At 61.3% G+C, this 25,894-nt stretch carries 23 protein-coding genes; 8 read left to right on the top strand and 15 right to left on the bottom strand.

All coding sequences use genetic code 11. From position 1 onward, the window contains the following. Positions 1-57: 57 nt before the first annotated feature. The 4 genes from ACTJLC_RS15100 to ACTJLC_RS15085 all read right to left on the bottom strand — a co-directional run bounded on the left by ACTJLC_RS15100 (position 58) and on the right by ACTJLC_RS15085 (position 5,939). Positions 58-498: a hypothetical protein gene (locus ACTJLC_RS15100; protein WP_083082040.1), complete on the bottom strand. Its 441-nt coding sequence runs from the start codon at positions 496-498 to the stop codon at positions 58-60. A gap of 209 nt (positions 499-707) precedes the next feature. Continuing rightward, a complete protein-coding gene (locus ACTJLC_RS15095) occupies positions 708-2,399 on the bottom strand; it encodes a purple acid phosphatase family protein (RefSeq protein WP_440844425.1) in 1,692 nt (563 codons plus the stop codon). 263 nt (positions 2,400-2,662) lie between these two features. Next, entirely contained in the window at positions 2,663-4,015 is a 1,353-nt protein-coding gene (locus ACTJLC_RS15090; protein WP_083083035.1) for an MFS transporter, read from the bottom strand. A gap of 181 nt (positions 4,016-4,196) precedes the next feature. Then, positions 4,197-5,939 (bottom strand): IlvD/Edd family dehydratase, encoded by a 1,743-nt coding sequence (locus ACTJLC_RS15085; RefSeq protein WP_244745666.1) that lies wholly within the window; start codon positions 5,937-5,939, stop codon positions 4,197-4,199. A 152-nt stretch (positions 5,940-6,091) separates the two neighbouring features. Between ACTJLC_RS15085 and ACTJLC_RS15080 the strand changes: the two genes are divergently transcribed. Further along, complete coding sequence (locus ACTJLC_RS15080; RefSeq protein ID WP_083082034.1) at positions 6,092-7,051, top strand: LysR family transcriptional regulator; 960 nt, start codon at positions 6,092-6,094, stop codon at positions 7,049-7,051. A gap of 19 nt (positions 7,052-7,070) precedes the next feature. Here ACTJLC_RS15080 and ACTJLC_RS15075 read toward each other — a convergent pair whose 3' ends face one another. Next, positions 7,071-7,490, bottom strand: coding sequence for a hypothetical protein (locus tag ACTJLC_RS15075; RefSeq protein WP_310133931.1), 420 nt, complete (start codon positions 7,488-7,490; stop codon positions 7,071-7,073). Between the two features lie 146 nt (positions 7,491-7,636). On the opposite strand from ACTJLC_RS15075, the gene ACTJLC_RS15070 reads away from it, so the two are divergent. Next, the gene (locus ACTJLC_RS15070) at positions 7,637-8,260 is read left to right on the top strand and encodes a TetR/AcrR family transcriptional regulator (protein ID WP_073428781.1); all 624 of its coding nucleotides are present in this window, start codon (positions 7,637-7,639) and stop codon (positions 8,258-8,260) included. A 12-nt stretch (positions 8,261-8,272) separates the two neighbouring features. On the opposite strand, the gene ACTJLC_RS15065 is transcribed toward ACTJLC_RS15070, so the two are convergent. From ACTJLC_RS15065 to mqo, 4 genes are all read right to left on the bottom strand, one after another. Continuing rightward, positions 8,273-10,207 (bottom strand): putative bifunctional diguanylate cyclase/phosphodiesterase, encoded by a 1,935-nt coding sequence (locus ACTJLC_RS15065; RefSeq protein ID WP_310122213.1) that lies wholly within the window; start codon positions 10,205-10,207, stop codon positions 8,273-8,275. Positions 10,208-10,374: 167 nt separating this feature from the next. After that, complete coding sequence (locus ACTJLC_RS15060) at positions 10,375-10,665, bottom strand: hypothetical protein (RefSeq protein ID WP_310133929.1); 291 nt, start codon at positions 10,663-10,665, stop codon at positions 10,375-10,377. 313 nt (positions 10,666-10,978) lie between these two features. Continuing rightward, the gene (locus ACTJLC_RS15055) at positions 10,979-11,479 is read right to left on the bottom strand and encodes a lipocalin-like domain-containing protein (RefSeq protein WP_310133926.1); all 501 of its coding nucleotides are present in this window, start codon (positions 11,477-11,479) and stop codon (positions 10,979-10,981) included. A gap of 27 nt (positions 11,480-11,506) precedes the next feature. Beyond that, the gene (gene mqo, locus ACTJLC_RS15050) at positions 11,507-13,222 is read right to left on the bottom strand and encodes a malate dehydrogenase (quinone) (RefSeq protein ID WP_310133924.1); all 1,716 of its coding nucleotides are present in this window, start codon (positions 13,220-13,222) and stop codon (positions 11,507-11,509) included. 323 nt (positions 13,223-13,545) lie between these two features. Here mqo and ACTJLC_RS15045 point away from each other — a divergent pair, with 323 nt between their 5' ends. Both ACTJLC_RS15045 and ACTJLC_RS15040 read left to right on the top strand, forming a co-directional pair. Continuing rightward, complete coding sequence (locus ACTJLC_RS15045; protein WP_186814004.1) at positions 13,546-13,989, top strand: VirK family protein; 444 nt, start codon at positions 13,546-13,548, stop codon at positions 13,987-13,989. A gap of 136 nt (positions 13,990-14,125) precedes the next feature. After that, the gene (locus ACTJLC_RS15040; RefSeq protein ID WP_310122204.1) at positions 14,126-14,644 is read left to right on the top strand and encodes a hypothetical protein; all 519 of its coding nucleotides are present in this window, start codon (positions 14,126-14,128) and stop codon (positions 14,642-14,644) included. Positions 14,645-14,718: 74 nt separating this feature from the next. On the opposite strand, the gene ACTJLC_RS15035 is transcribed toward ACTJLC_RS15040, so the two are convergent. The 4 genes from ACTJLC_RS15035 to ACTJLC_RS15020 all read right to left on the bottom strand — a co-directional run bounded on the left by ACTJLC_RS15035 (position 14,719) and on the right by ACTJLC_RS15020 (position 20,373). Then, positions 14,719-15,450 (bottom strand): hypothetical protein, encoded by a 732-nt coding sequence (locus tag ACTJLC_RS15035; protein WP_083082023.1) that lies wholly within the window; start codon positions 15,448-15,450, stop codon positions 14,719-14,721. Between the two features lie 136 nt (positions 15,451-15,586). Continuing rightward, positions 15,587-17,839 (bottom strand): YjbH domain-containing protein, encoded by a 2,253-nt coding sequence (locus ACTJLC_RS15030; RefSeq protein ID WP_310133921.1) that lies wholly within the window; start codon positions 17,837-17,839, stop codon positions 15,587-15,589. An 820-nt stretch (positions 17,840-18,659) separates the two neighbouring features. Next, positions 18,660-19,940: a DUF3443 domain-containing protein gene (locus ACTJLC_RS15025; protein WP_310133919.1), complete on the bottom strand. Its 1,281-nt coding sequence runs from the start codon at positions 19,938-19,940 to the stop codon at positions 18,660-18,662. Positions 19,941-19,950: 10 nt separating this feature from the next. After that, positions 19,951-20,373, bottom strand: coding sequence for a DUF2844 domain-containing protein (locus ACTJLC_RS15020; protein WP_310134029.1), 423 nt, complete (start codon positions 20,371-20,373; stop codon positions 19,951-19,953). A 983-nt stretch (positions 20,374-21,356) separates the two neighbouring features. On the opposite strand from ACTJLC_RS15020, the gene galU reads away from it, so the two are divergent. From galU to ACTJLC_RS15005, 3 genes are all read left to right on the top strand, one after another. Then, positions 21,357-22,238: a UTP--glucose-1-phosphate uridylyltransferase GalU gene (gene galU / locus ACTJLC_RS15015; protein WP_244745640.1), complete on the top strand. Its 882-nt coding sequence runs from the start codon at positions 21,357-21,359 to the stop codon at positions 22,236-22,238. An 80-nt stretch (positions 22,239-22,318) separates the two neighbouring features. Then, the gene (locus tag ACTJLC_RS15010; RefSeq protein WP_440844419.1) at positions 22,319-22,846 is read left to right on the top strand and encodes a hypothetical protein; all 528 of its coding nucleotides are present in this window, start codon (positions 22,319-22,321) and stop codon (positions 22,844-22,846) included. A 198-nt stretch (positions 22,847-23,044) separates the two neighbouring features. Beyond that, entirely contained in the window at positions 23,045-23,419 is a 375-nt protein-coding gene (locus tag ACTJLC_RS15005; RefSeq protein ID WP_244745636.1) for a hypothetical protein, read from the top strand. Positions 23,420-23,605: 186 nt separating this feature from the next. Here the strand turns inward: ACTJLC_RS15005 and ACTJLC_RS15000 are convergent, their stop codons facing one another. Both ACTJLC_RS15000 and ACTJLC_RS14995 read right to left on the bottom strand, forming a co-directional pair. Then, complete coding sequence (locus ACTJLC_RS15000; RefSeq protein WP_244745635.1) at positions 23,606-24,016, bottom strand: hypothetical protein; 411 nt, start codon at positions 24,014-24,016, stop codon at positions 23,606-23,608. 274 nt (positions 24,017-24,290) lie between these two features. Continuing rightward, positions 24,291-25,217 (bottom strand): GlxA family transcriptional regulator, encoded by a 927-nt coding sequence (locus tag ACTJLC_RS14995; RefSeq protein WP_310133914.1) that lies wholly within the window; start codon positions 25,215-25,217, stop codon positions 24,291-24,293. A 560-nt stretch (positions 25,218-25,777) separates the two neighbouring features. On the opposite strand from ACTJLC_RS14995, the gene ACTJLC_RS14990 reads away from it, so the two are divergent. Continuing rightward, a partial coding sequence (locus ACTJLC_RS14990; protein WP_440844515.1) for an NAD-dependent epimerase/dehydratase family protein occupies positions 25,778-25,894 on the top strand: 117 nt, incomplete at its 3' end.

The following is a 25,894-nucleotide window of genomic DNA, read 5'->3' as shown; positions in this document are numbered from 1 at the left end:
ATTTGCAGCGAGCCCGAGGTTTGCCCTCGAGCCAACCGCGCCGCCTTCACGTGCTGCTTAATCGTAGTGGCGATGCTTGTGACGGCGCTTGCCCGAACGGCTGCCGCGCGAATAGTCGTCCGCGTATGAGTTCGAGCGCGAGATGTTGCCGCCGAGCGCCGAGCCCGCGCCGCCGCCCACGGCTGCGCCGACCAGGCCACCCGTGCGGCCGCCCATCGCATTGCCTGCCGCCGTGCCCGCGCCGCCGCCCAGTGCGCCGCCGATGATGGCGCCCGTGCGTTCGCGGCGATTCGAGGTGACCGCGCCACCGGCGCCGCCGCCCACCGCACCGCCGATGACAGCGCCCGTGCTGCCGCCCACCGCGCCGCCCAGCGCGGCGCCAGCGACACCGCCGACCGCGCCGCCAAGCGCATTGTTCAAATCGCCGGCCACGGCCGACATCGATGCCGCAGCGGTGAGCGCTGCAATCGCAACCATCTGGATGAGTTTGTTCGACATAGTTAGGTCTTTCGTTTTTTAGGATGGCGCCGAGTATAACCGGCCATTCGAAAGCCCTCTGTAACTTGCCGCGTCTGGGTCCGTAAGAGGTGTAACAAAAATGATCGGGCGACCAGATCGGCTCGCGCCCTGCCTGGCGCCCGGTTCGGGGCATCGGCGGGCCGCCGCCTTGACGCAGCGGCAGCGGCCCGCAGCGCTTCGACCAGACTTCAGCGCCGCCGCTTCTTCTTCAACTCGATCGTTTCGAACAGTTCATAGCTCTGCGTCGGCGTCTGATCCGCGCCGGGCGCGTGGTAGTAGTTCATCGTGATCGTCGTCTCACCGCCTGGCTGCCCCGGATCATGATCGAACACCGCAATGCCGTAGCCGGTTCCGGTATCGCGTTGCGCCGACCAGATCGCGTCTTCCACCGCGTCCGCACTGGCACGCACGAAGGTGCCCGCCGTCGTGCCGGGAGCCGGGCGGTTGGGCCGCGTGAAAATCCGCGCTTGCGGCATCCCCGTGCCGATATTCACGCCGTACACGTCGAGCGGCGCGCTGGTGCCGCCACCGCCGAGAATCAGGTGGATCGTGCCGTGGCTCGTATCGAATGTGGACGCCCCCGGCGACACCGCCGACATCACCGGCTTCGGCTGCAACGTATCGATCGGCCTTCCCGTGGCGATATCGGTGCCCTTGTTGTGATGGCAGCCGCGCACGGGATAGCTGCGCTCGTAGTCGTGATCGTGGCCGCACAACACGAGATCGACGCCGTAGCGGTCGAACAGCGGCAGCCAGGCTTCGCGGATGCCCTTGTCCGAACCGTTGCCGGTTTTCGATGAACTCAGCGCGTCCTGGTGCATCTGCACGACGATCCAGTCCACCTCCTCGTCTTCGGCCGCGCGGCGCAGTGTCCTTTCGAGCCAGCGCGTTTGCTCGCCGTCGCTATAGCCGCGCACGTACAGCGACGTGCCCGGTTGAATCGGCGGATTGCCGGTGCTCGCGGCCGGCACCAGCGGACTCGGGCCGGCCACGAAAGCCGCCGCGTCCTGATAGACGACATCGTCGGCATCAAGCGAAATGAACAGCACCGAGCTCACGCGGAAGCTGTACCAGCGCCCCTGAAAACGCGTGTGATTGTCGGGCAGCGTGTAGCGCGCGAGATACGACGCGAACCCTTGTTCGCCGTTGTGGAATTCGATTTCGTGATTGCCGGGGCACGGCATCCACGGGCGGTTCGACGCGGACGTCTGACAGTTGTTGCCGAAGTCGCGCCACACCTCCGGCTGATGCGCCGGGTTCAGATTGGCGTAGCACAGGTCGCCGTTGAGCAGGTGGAACAGCGGCTGAAAGCGCTCGACGGCCTGCACCGCGAAACGGCTTTGCGGCGACGACAGCACCCAGCCGGTATTGGGCGTCGCGAGATCGCCGTAGCTCGTCCAGCGGAACGGCGCGCGCCCGCGCGGCGCGGTGCGGAAACTCGCCGTGAAAGGTTGCGCCGCGTTGCCTGCGTTCTCGGCCGTCACCTCGTACTCGTAGCTCGTATCGGGCTTCAGATCGTGCAGACGCGCGTGATACGTGAACACGACCTCGCCGTTGAGGCCATCGGTATACGTGCTTTGAACGCCATGCACAGTGCGTTTCGCCTCGCCCACCGCGCCGATGCGCACGTGCGGATTCACCGCCTGCGCCGGCGACGCCCACGACACGGTGACCTCGCGCGTCGGATCGTTGCCCCAGGTGAGATGGACCTGCTCGGGCGTGCCGTCGGGTGCGCCGCCGGCGGCCCGCGCCGTTGAGGAAAGCGTGCCCGCGGCGGTGGCGAGACTGGATGCGCCGGCCAGCTTCAAGAACCCGCGACGCGAAACGATGCTGGCGCCCTGATCGGCCGCCGAAGCCTTATCGGTTTTTCTGTTCGACATGTCTGGTGTTTTGTACGGTGGTGGAAGGAGGTCGACGCGTACGTCGGCTGCACCGTGCAAAATGGACCGCGAGTGCACCGCTCTGCTCGTGCGCGACGGATGTGACCGTTGATCCTAGTCGCGAAGCCATGACAAGCGGATGAAACGGCCCAACCGCTCAAGCAAAGCGAGGCGAGTCGAGCGATGCGGACACCAGAGCGTTGCGGGCGGCCTTTGCGCGGCGAGCGGAGACGCCGCGAACATGGGCCGCACAGCGCAAAAAGTTATATCGATCCCTTCGGCGCCGGCAACGCGCGGCGCACGACGAAGGTCATCGCGGCGGCGAACAGCAGCGTCGCCGCCAGGAAGTACAGACCGGCGGCGAGATTGCCCGTCGCGTCCTTGATGAGGCCGATGCCATACGGCCCGACGTAGCCGCCCAGGTTCGCGAGCGAATTGATCGTCGCGATGCCGACCGCCGCGCTTGCGCCCGTCAGGAACTGGCCGGGCAGCGCCCACACCACCGCCTGAATCGAATACAGCGAGAACGCCGTCAAGCAGATGAACAGGAATTGCAGCGCGGCCACATGCGTCCATGCGCTCGCGGCCATCGTGATCGCGGCCAGCGTCGAGACGACGACGATGTGCCAGTAACGCTCGCCCTTGCGGTCCGAATGACGCGGCACCAGAAACAAACCGGCGACCGCGAACAGATACGGCACGGCGGACAGCAAACCCGTGGTCGAGTCGCTGACGCCGAACGCCTTGATGATCGTCGGCAGCCACAGCGAGAGCCCATAGATGCTCAGCGGAAACGGCAGGAACAGCAGCGCGAGCAGCAACACGCGCTTGTCCTTCAGCGCGGCAAGCGGATTGCCATGCGGCTTCAACGCATACGACGCCGTGTCCACCGCGAGTTCGCGTTCGATCCAGGCGCGATCCGCCGGTTCGAGCCAGCGCGCATTGGCCGGCGACTCGGGCAACAGACGCAGCGTGGGCACGCACAGCAGCACGGCGGGCAAGCCGCTCAACACGAACAGCGTCTGCCAGTTCGACATGCCGAGCGCGCCATGCGTCGACAGAACCAGGCCCGCAATCGGCCCGACGATGATGCCGGCGATCGGCTGCGCGAGCACCAGCAAGCCGATGATGCGCGCGCGATGGCGCATCGGAAACCACTTCGTGAGGAAATACAGAATGCCGGGATACAGCCCCGCTTCGGCGGCGCCGAGCAGAAAACGCAGCGTGTAGAAACTCGCCGGGCCGCGCACGAACGCCATCGCCATCGTGATGACGCCCCACGTGACCAGGATGCGGGCGAACCACACGCGCGCGCCGTACCGTTCGAGCGCGAGATTGCTCGGCACTTCGCACAGGAAATAGCCGATGAAGAAGAGCCCCGCGCCCAAGCCATAAGCCGCGTCGCTCAGGCCGACCGCGGCGTTCATGTGCAGCTTCGCGAAGCCGACGACCGAGCGGTCGATATAGGCGACCACGTAGATCAACGCGAGGAACGGAATGAGCCGCCGCGTCAGCAGGCCGATGATGCGCTGTTCGTCGCGCGTCGCATCGCTCGACGGCGCACCCGCGATGGGAGCGGGCGCCGCGTGCTGCGCATGGGCGGTTTGTGTTGTCATGAGCATGTCTCCTGTTGAGCGGATTGCGCCGTGCAAGGCGGCAGCGTCGAACACTGCCGCCCGTGGCGTCTGTTTTTTCAATGCGCTTGCGCGGCTTCCATGCGGCCCCACGCGACCCGTTACCCGTTGTCGCGTCTAGTCGCGAATCAGCAGTTCGCGCTTCGGGCTCACCGCGCTCATCTCAATGCGAATGGCGCGGCACGGCGGCGCCCCGGCAGCCGACCAGGAAGTCGAGGTCGCAGCCTTCGTCCGCCTGCAATACGTGGTCGATATAAAGACGCTGGTAGCCGCCTTCAGCGGGCGCCGGCGGCGGCGTGTGACGTTCGAGACGGCGCGCGAGTTCGGCGTCGCTGATGTCGAGGTGCAACGAACCGGCGTCGCAATCGAGCTCGATCCAGTCGCCGTCCTGCACCGCGGCGAGCGGGCCGCCCGCCGCCGCTTCCGGCGTGACGTGCAGCACGACCGTGCCGTACGCGGTGCCGCTCATGCGCGCGTCGGAGATGCGCACCATGTCCTTCACGCCCTGGCGCAGCAGCTTCGGCGGCAGGCCCATGTTGCCGACTTCCGCCATGCCCGGATAGCCTTTCGGCCCGCAGTTCTTCATCACGAGAACGGAGTCCGCGTCGACGTCGAGCGTCTCGTCCACGATGCGCGCCTTGTAGTGATCGAAGTCCTCGAATACCACGGCGCGACCGCGATGCTTCAACAGCGCGGGCGTCGCGGCCGAGGGCTTGAGCACCGCGCCGCGCGGCGCGAGATTGCCGCGCAGCACGCGAATGCCGCCGTCCGCGAGCAGCGGATTGTCGAGCGTGCGAATGACCTCGCTATCCGTGATCGGCGCGTCTTTCACGTTGTCCCACAGCGCCTTGCCGTTCACCGTCAACGCGCCCGGATGCGGCAGCAGGTCCGCTTCGCCGAGGCGGCGCAGCACGGCCGGCAAGCCGCCCGCGTAATAAAACTCTTCCATCAGGAAGCGGCCCGAGGGCATCAGGTCGACGATGGTCGGCGTATTGCGGCCCACGCGCACCCAGTCGTCGAGATCGAGTTGCACGCCGATGCGGCCGGCAATCGCCTTCAGATGGATCACGGCATTGGTCGAGCCGCCGATCGCCGCGTTCACGCGAATCGCGTTCATGAACGCCTCGCGCGTCAAGATCTTCGACAGCGTCAAACCTTCCTGCGCCATCTCGACAATGCGAATCCCCGACATATGCGCGAGCACGTAGCGGCGCGAATCGACGGCGGGAATCGCAGCGTTGTGCGGTAGCGAGGTGCCGAGCGCCTCGGCCATGCAGGCCATGGTCGAGGCCGTGCCCATCGTGTTGCAGGTGCCCGCGGAGCGCGACATGCCCGCTTCCGCCGAGAGGAACTGGTGCAGATTGATCTCGCCCGCTTTCAGCGATTCGTGCAGTTGCCACACGGCCGTGCCCGAGCCGATGTTCTTGCCGTCGAGTTTGCCGTTCAGCATCGGCCCGCCCGTCACGACGATGGCCGGCACGTCGCAGCTTGCCGCGCCCATCAGCAAGGCGGGCGTGGTCTTGTCGCAGCCGGTGAGCAGCACCACGGCGTCAATGGGATTGCCGCGAATCGCTTCCTCCACGTCCATGGCCGCGAGATTGCGCGTGAGCATCGCGGTGGGCCGCAGGTTCGATTCGCCGTTCGAGAACACCGGGAATTCGACGGGAAAACCGCCCGCTTCGTAAATGCCGCGCTTCACGTGCTCGGCGAGCTTGCGAAAGTGCGCATTGCACGGCGTGAGTTCGGACCAGGTATTGCAGATGCCGATCACCGGACGGCCATCGAACGCGTGATCGGGAATGCCCTGATTCTTCATCCAGCTTCGGTACATGAAGCCGTTCTTGTCGGCCGTGCCGAACCATTGCGCGGAGCGCAGTTTGTGTTTCTTATCCGTGTTATCCGACATGCTCGCTTCCTGAATGCTGGTGCCTGCTCGACTGCCGCCCCTTATTCGTGGGTGGGGCGCTTCTGGAATGACGAGTGTACGGATCGGCCTGATATCCTTCTAATGAAACTTTGAGCCGAACCGATATCGTTTTATGGATTGATGTAAACCCTATGCTCGAATCGAATCCCTGGTATGTGCGAACCCGCCTGAAGACGCGGCAACTCCTGCTGCTCGTCGCGCTCGACGAGGAAGGCAACATTCACCGCGCGGCGGCCACGCTCAATATGACGCAGCCGGCCGCGTCGAAGCTGCTGCGCGAACTCGAGGAGATGGTCGACGCGCCGCTCTTCGAGCGCATGCCGCGCGGCATGCGGCCCACGCTTTACGGCGACGTGATGATCCGCCACGCACGCGCGGTGGTCGGCAGTCTCGATCAGGCGCGCGAGGAAGTGCTCGCGTTGAAGTCGGGCCAACTCGGGCGCGTCGCGGTCGGCACGATCACCTCGCCGGCCGTCAGCCTGCTGCCGGCGGCGATCGCGCAAATCAAGCTGGAGCATCCGGGCCTGAGCGTGAGCGTCGAGATGGAGAACAGCAACGTGCTGCTCGAAAGCCTCGCGCAAGACAAGCTCGATCTGGTGATCGGCCGGCTTTCCGCCGAGCACGACAAGCTGCACTTGCGCTACGAACCGCTCGCCGACGAACAGGTTTGCGCGGTGGTGCGGCCGGGGCATCCTTTGCTCGGCGCGGCGTCGCTGGCCTTGTCCGACGTGGCCGGCGCGTCGTGGGTCGTGCCGCCCGCGCAGAGCGTGCTGCGGCATCGCTTCGAGTTGATGTTTCAGCGGGAAAGCCTGGCGCCCCCATCCGATGTGGTGGAGAGCGCGGCGCTGCTGGTCGTCACGAGTCTGCTGGAACAAAGCGACATGGTCGCGGTGCTGGCCGCCGAAGTCGCTCACTACTATGCCGGGCACGGCATGCTGTCGATCCTGCCGCTGCGCATGCCGCTGCGAATGGACGACTTCGGCATCATCACGCGCACCGGCAAGCTGTTGTCGCCGGCGGCGGCGCAGGTCGTGCGCGGATTGAAGCGGGCGGCGGGCGAGTTGTACAAGGGCGCCGAAAGGTCGATGTAAGCGGACCCTGGCGCGGACCTTAACGTTGGGGCGGCTGCGGATTATTCGCCGGATTGGAATCGAACCTCGATACGCTTCGAATCGCGCCCTCGCCCGTCAACGCGAGCAATTCGGCTTCGATGACGTCCGCGACTTCCTTGTCGTAAACTTCCTCGCCATTCACGTAGACGGTAAAGGACTGCAAGTACTTCGCCTTTTTCTCGGGATTCTCGATGGTCGCCCGCGTCCATTGATGCAGCGGAAAGTTTTCGGTGCCCAGTCTTTCGGCTTCGCTCACGTAGTCGGCGAACGCGTCGAACTGGCATTTCAACGTCGCGTCATGCCTGCGTAGAATCCCGCGAAGCGCCGCGTGCGGCGGGTTCGCAGGCTCGCTGCGCACGGCGTCCGCCAGTTCGGGCGAGACGGTGATCCTCAACTGGAATTGCCATGTGGGCTCCATGCCTACCTCCGTGTCGGAATCGAGCGACCTGCAGTCGGCACGCTCATGGACTGTAAAATAAAGAGTAACCGACATCGCGGCCCGGCAGAAGACTGTCGATCACTACAACGTCAACCGCGCACATCGCACCACGCACCACACACTTCATGGACAACCCCACTCGTTCCGAACGCTCCCGCCGAGCGGCGCTTCAGGCGGCGCTCACCATCATCGCTCGCGACGGTCCGGGTCAGCTCACGTTCGACGCGATGTCGCGCGAGAGCGGCATTAGCAAGGGCGGGTTGATGCATCAGTTCCGCACCAAGACGGACGTGCTGAAGGCGCTGCTCGAGCACGACATCGCGCATTTCGAAAACTTCTCGCAGCGCTACCTCGCGCAAGCCGGCGACACGACGCCCGAGGCCAATCTCGCCGCCGAGATCGCGACCATGCGCGAAGCCGCCGAGAATCCCCAGGCCGGCGGCTTTGCCGTTCTCGCCGCGCTGGTCGAGGACCCCACGCTGTTGTCCGTCACGAAGGAAATGAGCGCACAGAAGGTCAAGCGGATCAAGGCCGAGGCGGCCGATCCCGATCTGGCGCTGCTGCGCTGGTCGGCGGCCCGCGGTCTCGTGTTTACGACGCTGTTGGGGCTTAGCCCGCTTTCGGAGAAAGAGCGCGGCCGTCTGTTCGATCGCCTGCTCGACGACAGCCAATGGCCCGCGGCTGCCGAAACCAAAACGAAGCCGCGTGCCGCACGCGCGCCGCGTGCCGTGAAGAAAAGCAGCCTGTAGGTTCGCCGCCGCTCACGCCTTATTGGCGGAATGGGCGGCGATTTTTTCCTCGATCTGCGCAATCTCGCTGCTGCGTACCGGCCTGCCGAGAAGGAAACCCTGAGCATGCGTGCATCCGCACGCGCGCACGAAATCCAGTTGCTCCTGTGTCTCGATGCCTTCGGCCGTGGTGGGCATGCCGATTTCTCGCGCGAGGGCCACGATCCCGCGCACCACCGCGGCGGATTCGCGTCGATGCGCGGACTCCTTGACGAACGAGCTGTCGATCTTCAGCTTGTCGAACGAGAAACGCACCAGCGTCGACATGGTCGAAAAACCGGTGCCGAAATCGTCGAGCGCGAGTCCGATGCCCAACGCGCGCAGCCTCGCGACGTTGCGGCGTGTGACGGTATCGTCGCTCAACAGCACGGTTTCCGTGACCTCGATATTCAGGCGCGTAGGCGAGAGCCTCGTCTTGCGAAGAATCGCAGCCACGCTCGATGCGAACGTTTCCTCGCGCAACTGCACCGGCGATACGTTGACGGCGACCGGCACGCGGTCGCGCCATGTCGCCGCTTCCTTGCATGACTGCAACAGCGCCCATTCGCCCAATGCGAGGATGAGCCCGGTACGTTCGGCGGTGGGAATGAACGCCGACGGTGCGAGTTCGCCGCGAGTCGGGTGCGTCCACCGCATCAGCGCCTCGCGGCCGGAAATCGCACCGTTGCCGAGATCGACGATCGGCTGATACTCCATGCGCAAACCGGTCAACGACCTCAGCGCGCCCTCCAGATCGCTTCGCAAAAGGCTCAGGCTTTCGTCGGATACGTGCTTCTCGGCGTCGAAGAGGGTGAACGCGCTCTTGCCGCTACGCTTGACCGCGTACAACGCGCGATCGGCGCAAATCAGCAGTTGCGGGCCTGTTCGTGCATGTTCGGGATAGCGCGAGACGCCCACGCTCGCGCCGATATGCACCAGCGCGTCGCTCAACGTGAATGGGCGCGCCAGTTCTTTCACGACGCGATCGCCCAACAAACGTATGTCGCGGGCCTCGCCAGTCGTGCCGCAAATCGCCACGAATTCATCGCCCGCCAGGCGTCCGACCACATCGCCTTCCGGCAGGACGTCGCGCAATCGAATCGCGACTTCCTGAAGAATCCGATCGCCCGCGGCGTGGCCGAGACTGTCATTGATGGCCTTGAAACCGTCGAGATCGATCAGCAGAACGGCAAACGATTGGTTCTGGCGCAACGGGTCCGCTTCCGTGCGCTCCAGCAGCAGTTCATTGATGCGCGCGCGATTGGGCAGGCCGGTCAGGCTGTCCTGGCGGGCAAGGCGATGACTGTTTTCGCGCGCGAGGAGCAACGCGACCGTGTCGCGATTGCTGCGCAGTGCGACCGCAAAAAAACCGGCGGCGCAAAAGGGCGCCTGAAATAACAGCACCAGTTTGCCGGAGCCGGGAGAAAGCGCTGCACCTAAACCTAATAGCCCGAGAATGAAGCTGATCTGCAGCAACACGAGCCGCGGTATGCCCGCATTGCGTCCAGCTAGCCCGCCGATCACGCCCACCGCGCAAACGTTGCCGAGTAGAAAGAGCGTCTGGTCTCCGCTGGTATTGCACAAAAAAGCGCCGTAGCCGAATAGCGCGCTCCACAAGAGGCTCGCGAACAGAAACGCGGACGTGGGCGTGGGCCGCCCTTCGGCGCTGCGCCGGCAGCATAGCCAGATCAACAGCAGACGCGCTGTCAGCAACGCGACAACGGCGCTGCCCCACGCCGCATAAAGCGCAGTGGGATAAAGGTAGTAAGCGGTAACGCAGACGCTGATTTCGCAAATCGACGCGAAGACGATGGACGCGGTTCGCGTGAATAGATTGGCCAGCAATATTTGCCGGTTGTCCGCGCTCAGATGCTGGGCGGAAGAAACGACCCACTTGAAAAATGGAGACCTTGGTTCGCTGAAAGCCATGACCTGCGCATCTTTGACGGTTAGTGAGTCGAAATGGTGCGCAGCAATTATTACGTAAACACTAGACCTGAGGTGGGTTTCGCTCCGCGAAGATGCTAAGGGACTTCACGCACCACGATGAATGCGGAATTGCAGGGCAGTGGTTCGACCGCCCTGCAAAAATGGCTTCAGCCTGGAAAGGCTCCGCATCTTGCGCCGCCGTCTATGGAACCGCGCATGTCGATTTGCACTCGGTGCATACGGCCATCGCATGCGCTTTCGTAGTCGATATGTACCGCTCGCGCGGCCGGAGATGAGATGGTCGGCCGACCAGGCATGTCGTCGTCGACGCCCGCCGGCCGCGAGTCACTGACCGTGACGGCAATGACGCGCGACTCGGTGACTACTGCCTGTGAATAGCTCAGCGTCGGAGCCGCCAATACAACGAAGATGCTAGAAAGCACCGCGGTTTTGAACATGATTCGCCTCGCAGGAGACTTTGAAAAATTAGGTCTTCGACCCGTGAGCGCCCCCTGCCATTGACCCGTTCCGATGTGCCGGCTTCGACTTGAATTTTGGTTATTGCAATGCAGCATTAACGCTGCGCCTGTCAGAAAGACGTGTCAAGCGCGGTCACGGGGGCGGCTAATGAATAGCGGTCCGCGCTCGACCATCCGATAATCAAACGATCGAACAAGGACGCAAATAAAGTGAGGGGCCGTTGACTCGTTGCTCATCGGAATGCGTCGTGCGGCGAAGGCGGAGACGGCGCCGCTGCTTTACTACAACCGATCATGGCGTGATCGATCTGTCGCGCTCGAAAGTAATAATCGACCGTGTCGTGCCGGGCCAGTTCGGCATCTGCCGCCACGGCGTCAGCACTTCCAGGCGGTCGCCGGCGAGATGGAATTCACGACACTGCGTCGTGCCGACCCACTCGGGGTTCCAGGCCGCCTCGACGTTGGTGCACCACTGATTGTTCTCGGTACGCTCGACGCCGGTGTAGGCCACGAGGCTGTTCAGGAGGGCCGCCTTCTCCGCGTCGCTCTTGCCTGCCTTGCGACCGTCGCCGGTCAATACGAACGCGACACGATGGTCGGCCGCGAAAATCACTCGACCGCTCGGATGCTCGCCCATCGCCGGGATCTTGCCGCCGGTGTCCTTCGATTCAACCTCGTAGGAAATCAGATGCCACGAGCCCGACAGTGTGGAGGGTTCTGCCCGCGCCGCGCCGGACGCACCGGCGATGGAGATAAGGACGGCGACAGCCGCCATCGACCATGATTTCATCATTTACCTTTTATGAACGCTTGCTGTGGTTTATAGCGCCACGTCAGTTGCGGCCTTGGCGGCGTGCGGTGCCGCGGGATCGGGCTTTAAGGCGGGTGTTGAATCGGGCTTTGAATCCGGCTTTGAAGCGGGCTTTGAAGCGGGCTTCGCCGCGACGCCGATCGCAGGCGGTGGCGCGAGTTGCAACACGGCGCTGGTGTACGTCCATTCCTCATGGACCTTCGCCGGACTGTCATTGAGTTTCGTGCCGTAGCTCGGGACGATCTGACGAATCCTGGCCTGCCATGACGGCGTGGCCACCTTGTCCTTGAACACCTGCTCCAGCACGCCGAGCATGATCGGCGCCGCAGTCGATGCGCCAGGCGACGCGCCGAGCAGGCCGGCAATGCTGCCGTCTTTCGAACTGACGATCTCTGTACCGAGTTTCAGCACACCGCCTTTCGCGCTATCGCGCTTGATGATCTGCACGCGCTGTCCTGCTTGCCATAGGCGCCAGTCTTCCTTCTTCGCCAGAGGAAAGTACGCCTTCAACGCATTGAAGCGGTCTTCGTCCGAGAGCATGAGCTGGCCCGCCAGGTATTCGACGAGTGGAAATTCATCGATGCCTACGTGCGCCATCGGCATGACGTTGTTCGTGTTAGTGCTTTTCAGAAGATCGAGGTATGAGCCATTCTTCAGGAACTTCGTCGAGAAGGTCGCGAAGGGGCCGAACAGAATGATTTTCTTGCCGTCGATGATCCGTGTGTCGAGGTGAGGAACCGACATCGGCGGCGAACCCACGGACGCCTTGCCGTAGGCCTTCGCCAGGTGCCGATTCACGACCTCGGGATTTTCCGTCACTAGGAACGAGCCACCGACGGGGAACCCGGCATAGTCCCTGGCCTCGGGAATGCCGGATGCCTGTAGCAGTTTCAGCGCACCGCCGCCTGCGCCGATGAACACAAATTTCGCGTCGACGTCGTGTTGCGGGCCATCGGAATGGGTTGTCACATACGACACCCGCCAACTGCCGTCACCGTTGCGCGTAATGCTTCGAACCTCGCTGGACAGCGACAGACTGAAATTAGGCTGGCTTTGCAGGTAGCCGACGAACTGACGCGTGATCTCGCCGAAGTTCACGTCTGTACCCACCGGGGACCAGGTCGCCGCGACCTTCTGCTGCGGATCGCGGCCTTCCATCATCAGCGGCACCCACTGCTTGATCTGCTCGACGTCTTCGGAATACTTCATCCCGCGAAATAGCGGACTTGCCTGCAGCGCGTCGTAGCGCTTCCTGAGGTAACGCACATTGTCGTCGCCCCATACAAAGCTCATATGCGGCGTCGAATTGATGAACGAATGGGGGTTTCGGAGTACGCCGTTGGTGACTTGCCATGACCAGAACTGCCGCGATACCTGAAACGCCTCGTTGATTTCGACGGCTTTCGAAATGTCGATCTCGCCGTCCGGTTTCTCCGGCGTGTAGTTGAGCTCGGCGAGCGCCGAATGTCCAGTGCCCGCATTGTTCCAACCGTTCGAGCTTTCCTGCGCCACGCCGTCGAGTCGCTCGACCATCATCATCGACCATTCGGGTTCGAGTTCATGAAGCCAGATGCCGAGCGTCGAACTCATGATGCCGCCGCCGACCAGCAGCACGTCGACCTTTTTGATCTCGGCGGCATGCGCGGACAGTGCCGCCACGGAAATAACGAGCCCCGATAAAAGTACTCGTATCGACGGCAAGTTACTGTGGAATCGGCTACCCATGACGCACTCTCTCTTAATGATGAGTTGCGCATCGTAGCGGCATGGATGAGATGCTCGGCCCCGACGGGACGAAACGAGTGAGCCGGTGACGAAACAGAAAACGGTCTCGCAGATTCCGGCCGGCCGCTGGAACGAACCGCCGACTTTTATGGCCCGTTTCTTCGTTTGCGAGGACACCGGTTCTGTTTAACGTGACACCCGACGATGAAGCGCACCGTAAACTCTTCGGCGATGCCCATCCTCTCTACCCGGGCCAAAGAAGTTCGTTTACAGCCGAATCATCGCCAATTCGTTTCATCCATTCCGATTGCGAGGTCCTTATCTTGAACTTGAAGAAGCTGCTTGTTGTGCTGTCGCTCATCGCTCCCACTCTCTCTGCGCATGCCGGGCAGACCGTCCAGCTATCCAGCCTGGACGATGTGGAAAACGCCCTGAACCGGGGCGCTGACGTATCGGTAACGGTCGACCTGACGAAGTGCGCCCCTACAGGCACCACGACTTCTCCCGGCACCACGCGCGGCGGCCTGAAGATCAATGCCTTCCGAATCACCCCGGACGGCACCCTCAGCTTTGCCGACGAGCACGCCACGGTCGATTCCAGCGGTCAGCCGATCTGGCAATTCATCCGCTATCGCGTGAAGCCCGACCAGACCATCGCCTTTTCGACCGATCTGTTTTCGCTGCCGTCGTATAGCCGGCTAATGCCGGAGATCAACTACGCGTGCGCGGTTAATCAAGGCGTCGCGTTTTTCGCGGAACGTCACTAGGCGGTTCGACGATGTGCGTTTCGGGCCCGTTCGCGGCGCCCGAACGCCCTGGGAAGCGGCCCGGCTTCGCCGCCTCCTTCGCGTGGCCGCGTAGGGGCCGCGCCATAGCGTATGCAACGGTAGCTAAGAATTCACCATGTCGAAGGTATTGGCGGGAAGCGGCACCCCGGCGCTGACTGATTCTCTAACAGCAGAAAACCCCGAGGAAACGGCTACACGGTCGTCAACGCATCTCAAGGCAAGGATCGGTCAAGGTTTGGACGACTTGAAGTCGACAGCCGCGCACCGCAAGCCGTCCTCGATGGACCGGCCAAAGCTCATGCGCGCACTGCAGACGCGGCAGCGGCTTCATCGCTTGCGCCACGAACTCGGCCAGATCAATCCTTCGCCATCGAGTTCAGAGGAGGCGCGCGACGAAATCATCAAGGCAATGGCACGGGCGAGTCTCGACAACTGGAGCGTGCCAGAATTGACTGACGAGTCAGCCGTGCATTATCCGGACGGATCGATATGCATCCGCCTCGTGGCCCATACGATCTTCTTTAATCCCACTGGCGCGTTCGGGATCGTGGATAGGCATCCGCCCGGGAGGCTGTACTTCGACATGGCAGGACAAGGCGGCGTCGGCTTTGTGCTGCCTTTCGACGCACAATAAACGTCACCCGCAGGCCCTCCTGATTGAACGAGTCCAATCGGAATGAACCTGCCGGCCTCCGCCGAGGAAGCTGGCTACGTCCCCGTTCCGCCTGTGCCGCCCGTGCCACCCGTACCGCCAGTCGGCGTAGGTGAGCCGCCGCCGCCCGAAATGGGTGCTGCCGCGCCAGCGGCAAGCGCCGCGGTGGCAAGCGACGCGACGGGCTGACCATTATTCGTAATCGCTCCGGCGGCCAGCAGCGCGTCGAGATCCGCGTCCGCCCCAGGTTGGCCCGGCGTGAACGACACAGTCAAGAACGAATTCGTGGACAGCGTCACGCCATACAGACTCTTTATCAGTTGCGCCACCGCGTTCTCGGCATTCGTTATTACCGTGCTATTCGTCAGTGCGCTCTGGTAAGTCGAATTGGTCGTAATGCCGCTAATCAAACCATTGAGCGTCGTGCCGAGCTGTCCGGCCAGGTAGGTCAGGAGTAGTTGGGTAAGCGGCGTGATGTTATAAGTGCCCGCGGCGATGGCAAATGAATTGAGGGAGATCGAGCCACTTGTGACCGTCAGCAGACATGGACCGTCGAAGTGGAAGGTACTCGAAAATGCTCCGTTCGAATCGGAATTCACGTTACTGGAGCCGTTCTTGCAGCTTATCCGGATCGCCCCGTTTGCCACCGGATCGCCGACCGCCGCCGTTCCCTTGATCGTGGCAGTCGGCGAATCGCCGCCGCCTCCACATGCAACGAGCACGCCGCTCGCAAGCACAATCGATCCAAGCTGCAACGCGCGCCACGCGCGGGTGTTAACTAGCTTCATGGTTTCTCTCCGAGAGAAAGTCACTCACAATTTCACAGGCGGATAAGCCTGCACTGTCGCTACTTCCTGCAAACTGGCTTCGCAAACAACCCGCGGCGCTTTCTGTGGCAGTGGAAGAACCGGTTGGCTCGCCATGTCAATCCTGCTTCGACGGCCTGTCGTCCGGTCGCGCATAACGGACGTACGCGTCACGCATGCGATACATCTGCGTCGAAAAATAGGCCGCGCTAAAACGTCCCTGGTTCAGCAGCAATTGCCCGGTGCTATAGGGAAAACCGAGGTTCTGCGTGACACCAGGCGAGAGGTAGTTGGTCGATCCAACGCGCGTGCGGAAATCCAATGCAAACGACTGGGGCCCATCGACCTGGGTAATGCCCGGCTTCATACCTTGACGCGGCGTGAGCGGGAAGCTGATGCTTGCACCCACGAAGCTGGCCCGGCCGCTGTGTTCGCCATGCACACTCACGGAGACATCGTCGAACCAGCGGGTCAGCGTGATCAGGGGACCCTTGTCGCCCCCCACATAGCGCGCCACCCCGGCCTCGATCCATAGGTTCCACGATGGCTGAACCCATCGGTAGGTGAGCATTGCGTTTTCCTGGTGCGGCAGCGAATCTTCACCCGGTTGCTGGCGTAGATACGCGAGACGTAGTCGCACGAGGTCCGGGCGGCCGGGGACGAATGCAGTCGTTTCGTTCTCGATGCCGACGTACCGGTAGTTGAACCGGCCTACGGCGGCCACGTTCAGCACCCCCGGCATGATCCAGAAACTCTGTGCCAACGCCGCGGTGGCCAGCCCGCCGCGCAGACGGTATTGGCTGAACACCCGGCCGTTGTCCATGTTCTTCGTGTTGTACAACGGTGCGATGTAACTTGCGTACAGTTCAGCGCCCCGCCAGAGCGGCACGAATCCTTGAATATTCGCCCCGAACGAAATATCGAAGTTGCCGTACTCGGTGCCATAGAGATAACTCGTCACGGGCGAGATCTGAATGCGCGTGAGCCCGTGACGCCGATCGTCGCCGTGCCATGCAATCGAGTCCGCGTCATAAGTCGGTCGCGTTCGCATCGTCATCGATGCGCTTGCCGCCGTGGGCGATCCACCGGTGAGGAACTGCTGGTACGCTTCACGATCGACGGCGATATCGGCGAGCGGCTCATTGGCCTTCTTGACGACCGCGCGTATTCGCTCGATGCCATGCGGTGCATTGATGCTCGCCACGCCCAGCACGATGCCAAGCGCGTCAGCCTCGTTCTGGTTGTACCGGTGGTTCTCGTATTCGACGATGAGATCCCGGCCGCTGATCCCCACGCGCACGCGTTCGAGGCCTGCCGCAAAGAGCTGCGCGGCAATCGAATCGAGCGCGGAAGCGTCCAGCGGCTCGGAGATAGCCGGCGCGTCCTTAGCGGACACCGCAGCCGCTGCATTCGCCATGACGACAGACGCGTAGGATCGCGACGGCGGCGCAAATGGAACCGCCTCTCCCGCAAGCGGATGTGCCTGGTCCGCCGTCTCTGGCTCGTAATGCGGCTGCACGTCATGCGACGCGATCGCTTCGCTCGCGCCTGGGTCCGTTTGCGCCTGTTGAACCGGAGCGCTGGTTCCGTCGCACAGACCGTCTGCGCAGCGCTCCGAACTGAACCGCTTGCCGAACGGTATCTGAATCCCGACCGAGATCGACGTGCGCGGCGACACGCCGTCTGTCGATCTGACCGCGCGCATTATCGTGGCAATCACGTTGGCATCCGCCAGCCAACTGATGCGGGGCGACTGATAGCGCATGCCTACGTAGGGCGTCTTCGAGTCGTGTTCCGCCAGCAGCGAGAGCCCCGTGTGCCAAAGCGACAACTGGGCGCCGCCAAACGGGCCATCGAGCCGGTCGCCTTGTCCATAGCCGACTGTCAGGTTGAGCGGCCCAAAGGGTTGCGATACCGCGCCATACTTCGAGCGAAAGAAATGGGTTTGGCCGCCGACGTCGGTCATGCCGAACGCAATGGCCGGTTGATATTTGAAGAACTTCGGCACGGTCAATTTGACATCGGCCATCAAATGACGAAGGACGATATGGTCCTGTCCCGCGAATCGCGACGACACCTCCGCCGGATAGTTCGCCAGCCCACCGGCCACCTCGACATACGGAAAGAGTCCGACCGCACCCCAGTAGATCTGGGAACCCGTCGCGCGCGCACCGTACCGGGGATCGATGTAGTTGTTGAACTGTCCTTCGCCGACTCCCTCCGGCAATGGGAACGCATACGGAATCACCAGGCCGCCTGCCTGGCCGAGCGAGTTCAGTGCCGGGTCGACAGCATGCGCCGACGCCGAAAATGCCAGTGCCGCGCCGAGTGCCAGCGCTTGCGGCGCGAATTGAGGTCGATATGCGCGCAATGTCCACAGTCCCTTTTGTGATGAAGCCGTTGACGGATGGTTTAACCAAACAGGGATCACATGACAGGACCGATCGACTCCCTGGACTTCTCCACACAATCAGCTTCGCTCGACGAATCAGAGAATTTCGTCAGCACGCATGAAAGCGTGCAACCCAGCCTCGCGCGACTGTTGCTCTGCAAATAGACAAATGCTGTACGGGCTGGGAAGATGCGGTGCCCGCATGAAGCACCAACGGAATCCGCATGAGCGGTGTCGGGCAGACCCTGCTGGCAAGGTGGAAGGTCGCCATGAGCGTCCCGGCGCATCTAATGACGGCGAGCAGCGGCAAGGCGGTCTTCGTATCGGCACGCCGCCCTTTTCGATTCGCAATTGCCTTGCGTTGAGCGCGGCGGCAGCCCATCGGCCCGCAACACCTGCTCACCACCGCAGACTTGCTTCACGCACGATTGCACGATTGCAACGAAGCGCTTCTGCAAAAAGATTCAAGCGCCGCCCGCCACTCGTCCCTGCTTCCCGATCTGCCGCCCGCATCACATCTTTATCGTTTAACTGTCTGGAACTTCACACTGAAGCGCTTTCGTCATCAGAGTCGATCCTATAGAACAATTAAAACTTTCGACACCGCATGTCCGAATGAGACCCAATGTTGGCGAATGCAGTCATGCGTGAGGGCGACGCATCGTTGCGTCGCGTGTACAGGTAATCGGTGGAATGCTAATTGGCTTTTTTTAGTTCTTGAAGGTATTCAATCGAGCCAACCGGGTATCGGCATTGAATGATCGATCCGCCGCAAGACGCCAGATGATCGCGGCGTCTCTCAATACGCGATATAGGGACCCGCTCCGCCGGGCGTCGGTTGTTGCTCGACAGCGGCATAGACGCTACGCCCGTAGAAGAATGGCATGCCCCAAACGAAGATCGTCGAAGAGACGAATGCCGGACCGGCGAGCAGCGGCATCACTGAATTGCCGCCGCGACTCAGCTTGAGCTCCGCGGCATTGCCGACGGCAAACGAGACAGCGCTCGTCGTGCCATTTACACCTTCAATCATCGCGCTTAATTGCTGGGTGGATAAGGGGCAATAATACAAGTCGTTCGGACTCGCACAGACAGGCAGCGCGCTGGTTTGAAAGAATAGCCCGTTCGAGCCGCTGTCCATCATGCCCCTCGAATAGCTCGTGCCATTCAACACCGTTCTGAACGTGCCGTTGGACGGACTGAGCCCGATCACCTGCGCACTGCCCAAGCCGTTATTGCTCTGCGTACCAATGCCGAACACCAGTTGCCCGGTAAGCGAGGTTTCGCCGCTCGGCGACGCAGCCGGCAACGTCAAGATCGAACCGTTGTTATTGGTCGCGAAGTAGGGAATCGGATTGCCAACCTGCAGGTTTTCGGCGACGGCGATCGACGTGCAAGTGTTTTCCACGCAGCCGTAATAGGTCGCCGGCACGGCACTGCGCACGCAAGCCGACCCGCAATCGCGCTTGAACACGCCAATGCCGAGCACTCCGTTGGCTGCGAGACTCACGGGTAAGTTGCGTGACGCGCCGAGACTGCTGCAGTCGGATGGTATCGCGCCGTAGTTCGGGTCGATTACCTGAATGGGCAGCGACGCCGCTTTTTCACCGCCGATCAGTACATCGGCAAGCTGTACTGAACCCCACGTATAACCATCGAAGAACTGCATGCATTCGGCGAGCAGATTGCCCGCACCGTCCTTCTGCCGCGGCAGCACCAACGAGGGCGGAAGTTGCGAGGCGAACACGCGCAGCCCCGACGAGCCGGTGTCGACCTGGACGTGATCGATGGTTTGACACTGCGTCGTGCCCGGCACGCACAGCGTGACGCTGACGAAGGGCATATTCGGCACACCGATCACGCCGAAATCGACGGTCACCGCGGTGGTGTTAGACGCCGGCAGTTGTGACGCGGGCGGCGTACTCGTGAGCGACTGCGCTGGCGCCGTTGCGCTGGATGAATTGCTGCTCCCGCCGCTGCCGCCGCCTCCCCCGCATCCTGCTATTAACACCGCGAGCAATGTGGCCGCGAGCAACTTGAGAAGCGGACCTGAGCCAAGGAGCGAATCCGGATCGCGCATGATTGCCCCGCTATTGAATGACGCTGGCGTCGACGCCAGCCGGGACCGCTTGCGGCAAATACGCGTAGCCCGCGAATGCACGTAAATGGCCGGCCGAGAAGACCACCAGGGCATCGCTCGAGACGGCGAGCGGGGTTGTCCGGCGCATCGCGGTGGCGGCGACGTATCGATCGAAAGCTTCACCCAGCGTGGCCTTCAGATCAGGCAAGGTCGGTCCTTCCCAGGCGACGCCGAATACGATTCCGTTCCCCGCGACATACTCGCGCACCACGGTGCCGGACGGCAGCGTAATCAAATGCACGGTGTAGGCGGCCTGCGAAGTGACGCTGTGTGCGGTGGCACGCATTCGAACCTGGTCGCTGCCTACGCTGCTGACCTTCTCGCCAAGCGTGGCGTGCGCGGATAAAGACAAGGCGCAAGTCGCCACAAGCATTGCGCAAGCAATGCCAGTCCGATATATCGTTTTCACGAGTCCCCCCTGAAAACAGCCTGATCGGCCGTTCTCACCCTCTTTAATTAATATCTAATGCAAACCACCTGTCGGTCTTTCATGGTTTGATCGTGAATCTCATACTGCAACGACTGTGCCATCAGGGCGCAAACGCTTGCCACGCGACAAACAGCGTTGTTCCACTGCTGCCGGCGAATGCTGGAAAGGCTCCCGATGTTTCGCAACCGTTACACGCGTGGGGGACGATCTGGTTGGAAATGCGCGTCTTTCAAAGGGGGGCATGGCGCTGCTGACAGTCGCACCTCCAGCGCGCACGAGCGCTGACGCGCGGGTCCGTCGAATGTTCAGGCGCGGCGAGGCGGAAACGAACAGGAAGTGACGTGCCGCAAAACCTGTTTCAACATTGAGACGGGATGGGGGCCGCTGACGTCGCCAACATCCGCGATCTGGTTGGAGATACCGCATGGACCCTTTACGCGGACGCAGGTCTTTTTGATTCCGCGAGCTTCGTCGACGGGCCGCTTGCGCCAGCGAAACGCTTTCACCAACACATGTCGGGTCCGGTTCGGTCAACAGCTTGATCCAATCCGCCACCGCCATCCGCCGGCCGCTTCGTTAGACTAAACTCCGCTTCGGTCTTCGAGGGACGCCTCCCGGAGGCAACCCCACCCTCGATCTTTCTGGCCTGCCGCTCCCTCGGGTGGCAGGCTTTTTTTTCGCGCAACGGCGCGGCCCTTCTTGCGAAAGAAAAAGCGGACATGTATTCGCTTTAGACAAAAACGGGGCTTCTTCCGCCACCTCGCGTCAGGCAGTGGCGTCCTCTCTTATGCTGGCTCTCGGGCATGCCAAAAGATGATCTGATTGGCTCGCGCGAGCGCACCTGGATCAACTTCGAACTACCGCCCGCCTTCTCCACAGCTCAGGCTCCTTTTTTTGCGTCGCTATGACGAACACCGGAATCGCTCATGCTTAAAGTTACCAAGGCGGTATTCCCAGTCGCGGGTCTCGGCACCCGGTTCCTCCCTGCCACGAAGGCGAGCCCGAAAGAGATGCTGCCGATCGTCGACAAGCCGCTGATCCAATACGCGGTGGAAGAGGCGATGGCGGCCGGCATCACCGAAATGATCTTCGTGACGGGCCGCAGCAAGCGCGCGATCGAAGACCATTTCGACAAGTCGTATGAGATCGAGGCGGAACTCGAGGCGCGCGGCAAAGACAAGCTGCTCGAACTGGTGCGCAGCATCAAGCCGAGCCATGTCGATTGCTTCTACGTGCGTCAGGCAGAAGCGCTGGGTCTCGGCCACGCGGTGCTGTGCGCGGAAAAGCTGGTGGGCGACAACCCGTTCGCCGTGATTCTCGCGGACGATCTGCTATACGGCAAGCCGCCCGTGATGACGCAGATGATCGAGGTATTCGATCACTATCACAGCTCGGTGATTGGGGTGGAAGAGATTCCGGCGCACGAAACCAGGTCGTACGGCATTGTCGACGGCAAGGAGTGGGAAAAGTCGATCATCAAGATGTCGGGCATCGTCGAAAAGCCGGAGCCGAGCGTGGCGCCGTCGAATCTCGGCGTGGTGGGACGCTACGTGCTCAAGCCACGTATCTTCAAACACCTTCGCTCGGTCAAGCCCGGCGCCGGCGGCGAATTGCAGCTGACGGACGCGATTCAGTCGCTGCTCGCCGATGAACAGGTGCTGGCGTACAAGTACCACGGCACGCGTTTCGACTGCGGCAGCAAGCTCGGCTACCTGAAGGCGACGGTGGAATTCGCGCTGCGTCATCCGGAAGTGTCGGCGGACTTCGACGCGTATCTGCGCGCACTTTCGGTTGAATTCGCTTGCTGACGCGCGTTCGCATCCACTCTCACCCGAGCGTCGGTCCGCTTCACGAATCCCCGGACGCGGCGATCTAACCAATGCCCATCATGAGCCACGACAGCACGTTTAGACCCCTCACTCGCGCGGTCAGCACAAGCTCTCGCTCACACGGCGACGTGTTGCGTGCCACGCATTCGAAGCTTCGAGTCGGCTTGCGATTGTGGGGATTTACCGAACATGAAGTGGAACGCTGGATCGGGAATCTCCCGACTTTGGGCGCACGCCTATCGTGGCAGATCGTGCACGATCGGGATGGCGAGGGCGCCGACATGATGATCCATCTCGTGAGATCGTCCGCCGACGCGCTCAGTCCGTTTTGTTGGAATTGTGTCGGCGCAAATCGGGCAATCCGCCGCGCGCAAGGCGGACCTGCGTTGCACGTCGCCCTCTTTTCCGGCGATGCCCGCCGCCTGCCCACGCCGCGCCACGGCCTATGGGCAATGGCCGGGCCGCTCTCGGAAGAAGACACGCTTCACGAGATCATCAGGACGCTGGTGTTTCCGCGTATGAGCAAACATGATGGCGTGAGCCGCATCGCGCTCGCGAGTGCTCGAAACCCCTCGGCTGGCGAGTAGCACTCAGCGGAATCCGCCACGGTTTTGACGGAACGGATAAATTGGAGCGAGGATCATATGCTTTGAGGATTATCCGATCTCATGATGATGTCCTCTGCGGCCGCCTCGCGAAACGGGTGACCATTTTTGTGCGCTCTTCCAGCCTAAGCATGCTCGTTGTGCGCAACGCGCGGAACTTCGCCTCTCTCCACATTTCCGATGCCCTGGTCAAGTTATCCCGACATTAATGCGCGCGTCGATCTGCTGACCTATCTGGTCGTGTCTCAATTGCTGAGGCACCGTCTGATTGGAAAGTGGCTCACGACGCAGCACGTGGTCGAATCAACGCATCTATGGATGCATGTCAACGGCGAGTTGAATCTGCTGCAGCGCGTAGCGCTGGCCAGCAGGGCACAAGAACTGGCGGCGCATGTGATACGAGTGTCGAAGATACGATTTGACGTCAAAGCCTTGGCAGACGCGTTTGCCGATTATCCTCGCCTCGACTATAAATCGCCTGCCGTCGTCGAGGTCTACAGCGCTTGCATGGCCCATGTCACGCTCTCATTCCCAGGCAAATCGAGCGCAGCCTGACAGCCGATACAGGGGATAAGGCGACTCAGCAATTCACTTTGGCGGGGTGGTACAAAAGGATGTCGGATTCACGTAGCGGTTATCGGCGAATATCTTCTTTGGCTTCCGGCAATGACCTCGGAAAAGCCGGAGGTTTTTCGGCCGACACTTTGTGTCGGCCTTTTTTTGCGCATACCGGCATGTCATTTAATGCTGATACGCGGGTTGTGCGGAACAGGACTGTGGAAGAAACGACCGCCCGATGAGTTCCAACGCATGAATGTGCGCAAGCGACCGCGCGCCGCCGATCGGCTTTTCCAGGCAGATGTTCGCGCCACTCATTAGCCCGGCGTTAATCACGTGCTGTTGTGTATGCGACATCGCGCACAGAATGACGGGTATCGCGGGTTCATGCCCGCACAGAACGCGCAAAGTATCGTATCGGAGCGCATCGGGATTCGCCCAATCGAGTATGACCAGATCGACAGACACTTCTGCGAGTAGCACCCGAAGCGTTTTGTCGCATAGCGCACCGAAAGGGAAATGCCCTGCGGATGACAGTACTTCGAGCGCGTGATCTAGCGCCACAATATCGGTTTCGAGGACGGCGATTCTCATGTAAGCGAATGGGCAGGTAGGTTCGCCCAGCGTAGCGAAGACAGGTGTTAATGAGGGACCAGTCGGCTGATTGACGGGTAACGCCCATCAGGATGAATGCGCGTCGCGCGGGCAAGTCTACATGAATGCGATTTTTGAAATTGTTAAGTAATTTCAAATCTGGACAAGAGGGTGCGCTATGCAGTGGAGCGGCAATTAACCCGATGGAAGTCATTTAAGCGCCGCATGCCGGGCGGTTCACCATTAGCCGGCATACCCTGAACGGAAAGAGAGGTCATTTCGAATCAGTTGATTTGCGCCTGCTTGCGCGGTATTCAATGGGCGTTACGCCGAGATGTTTGCGCAGAACCTTGGAGAGACGGCCGCCGCTGCTGATTCCACAACGCCGCGCGACCTTGTCGACTGGTAGATCCGTTTCGGCGAGTAGATGGCAGCATCTGGATAAGCGCACCAACAGGAGATAGTCCGAAGGGGCCTTGCCCATTTCCAGTTTGAAGCGCCGCAAGAAGTTCCGTTCGCTCATCGAGGCTACCTGGGCGACCTCTTCCATCGCAATCGGACGGTAGGCGTTCATTTCCAACCAGCGCGCCGATGCCCGGATCTGGTCACTGACAATGATCGAGGTATCTTTGCGCACTATTGCGAGCGACTGGTCCTCGAGCCGCTGCTCGAGTCGCTGGGCGATTTGACGCGCGGCTTCAACGCCGAGATCATTCCCAATTAGTGAGAGCGCGGCTTGGAGTGGGTCGCTGTCGCCTGGGTGGAAACCTGCCGCTTGGAGTTGCAGTCCCCCAGAGATGGAGAATATTCGTTCGCTACGAGAATGGACTCTCTGCAGCCAGGTGATCAGGCGGTCATCCTGTTGCGCATTTTGTACGCCGGCGCCATCAGCGACAAACAGTGCGTAAAAATCGCCTGCCTGAACATGCGAATCGACACTGTCGGTCCAGACCGAGACCGCTGACGAACTGGCAATTTTGCCTCCCGCAACCGATAACAGATAGACATCGAAGCGCAACCCATCGATTCCATCAGCCTTGATGATCGCATTCGCACAATGGAAAGCTTCCAATACCAAGGCGGTTTCCGGTAACGAAAAGCCGTTAAATAGCGTAAGTCCGACACGCCTAACGGTGTGTTCGTCAGTCAAGCCGCGAGGCTGCGTCGCATAGCGACGATAGTCTCTCGAATAGTTTTTCATCAAACTGTCCATCGAAGACTAGTCTATTGTTCCAACTGTCTCTATTAGTTTTTTACGGTTGACCAATCCTACACACCTCATGCCGAACTCCGATTTTTGCGGCTTGATACGCCAACACTTTGGCGGAGATAGGAAAGCGTGATGATAAGAATGCTGAGCCGGCCGATATATGCCCAGTAGACGCCAGTTCAGACGGTGCATGCAACCTTCGTGATTCCATACCCTTGAGCGTTGACAGCTTTCCAATAACCGGGGCAGTTCAATCCGGCGTTGTCGAAAAATGAAATTATCTGGTCGTTCTTCGCCACATCTCCCTACAGTGACTATCGATTGGTAATGATGCATGCTCAACGAGCAGCCACATAGGGATACGGCGGATTCCGCCCTGCATCACCTTGGGCAGCAACGAGCTACTTTTGTGCATTAGCGCTTCAGCTTGAATATCGAACTCCAAACGCAGAGTAGCAACCTCGAAGCGCTTTTTTAATCGGTGAACAAGTCATGCCAAGACGTTCCAGAGAAGCAAACGAATACGGACGTAAGCGTCCAAAGGAAGCCTCATGATCCTGGTAACGGGCGGTGCCGGCTTTATCGGCGCCAATTTCGTGCTCGACTGGCTCAACGCGTCGGACGAAGCGGTGCTGAATGTGGACAAGCTGACCTACGCCGGCAATCTG

The organism is Paraburkholderia sp. 22099 (assembly GCF_052045835.1).
Classification (GTDB): Bacteria; Pseudomonadota; Gammaproteobacteria; order Burkholderiales; family Burkholderiaceae; genus Paraburkholderia; species Paraburkholderia terricola.
The sequence above is the reverse complement of the archived record's forward strand: the minus strand, read 5'-3'. Positions and strand labels throughout refer to the sequence as shown.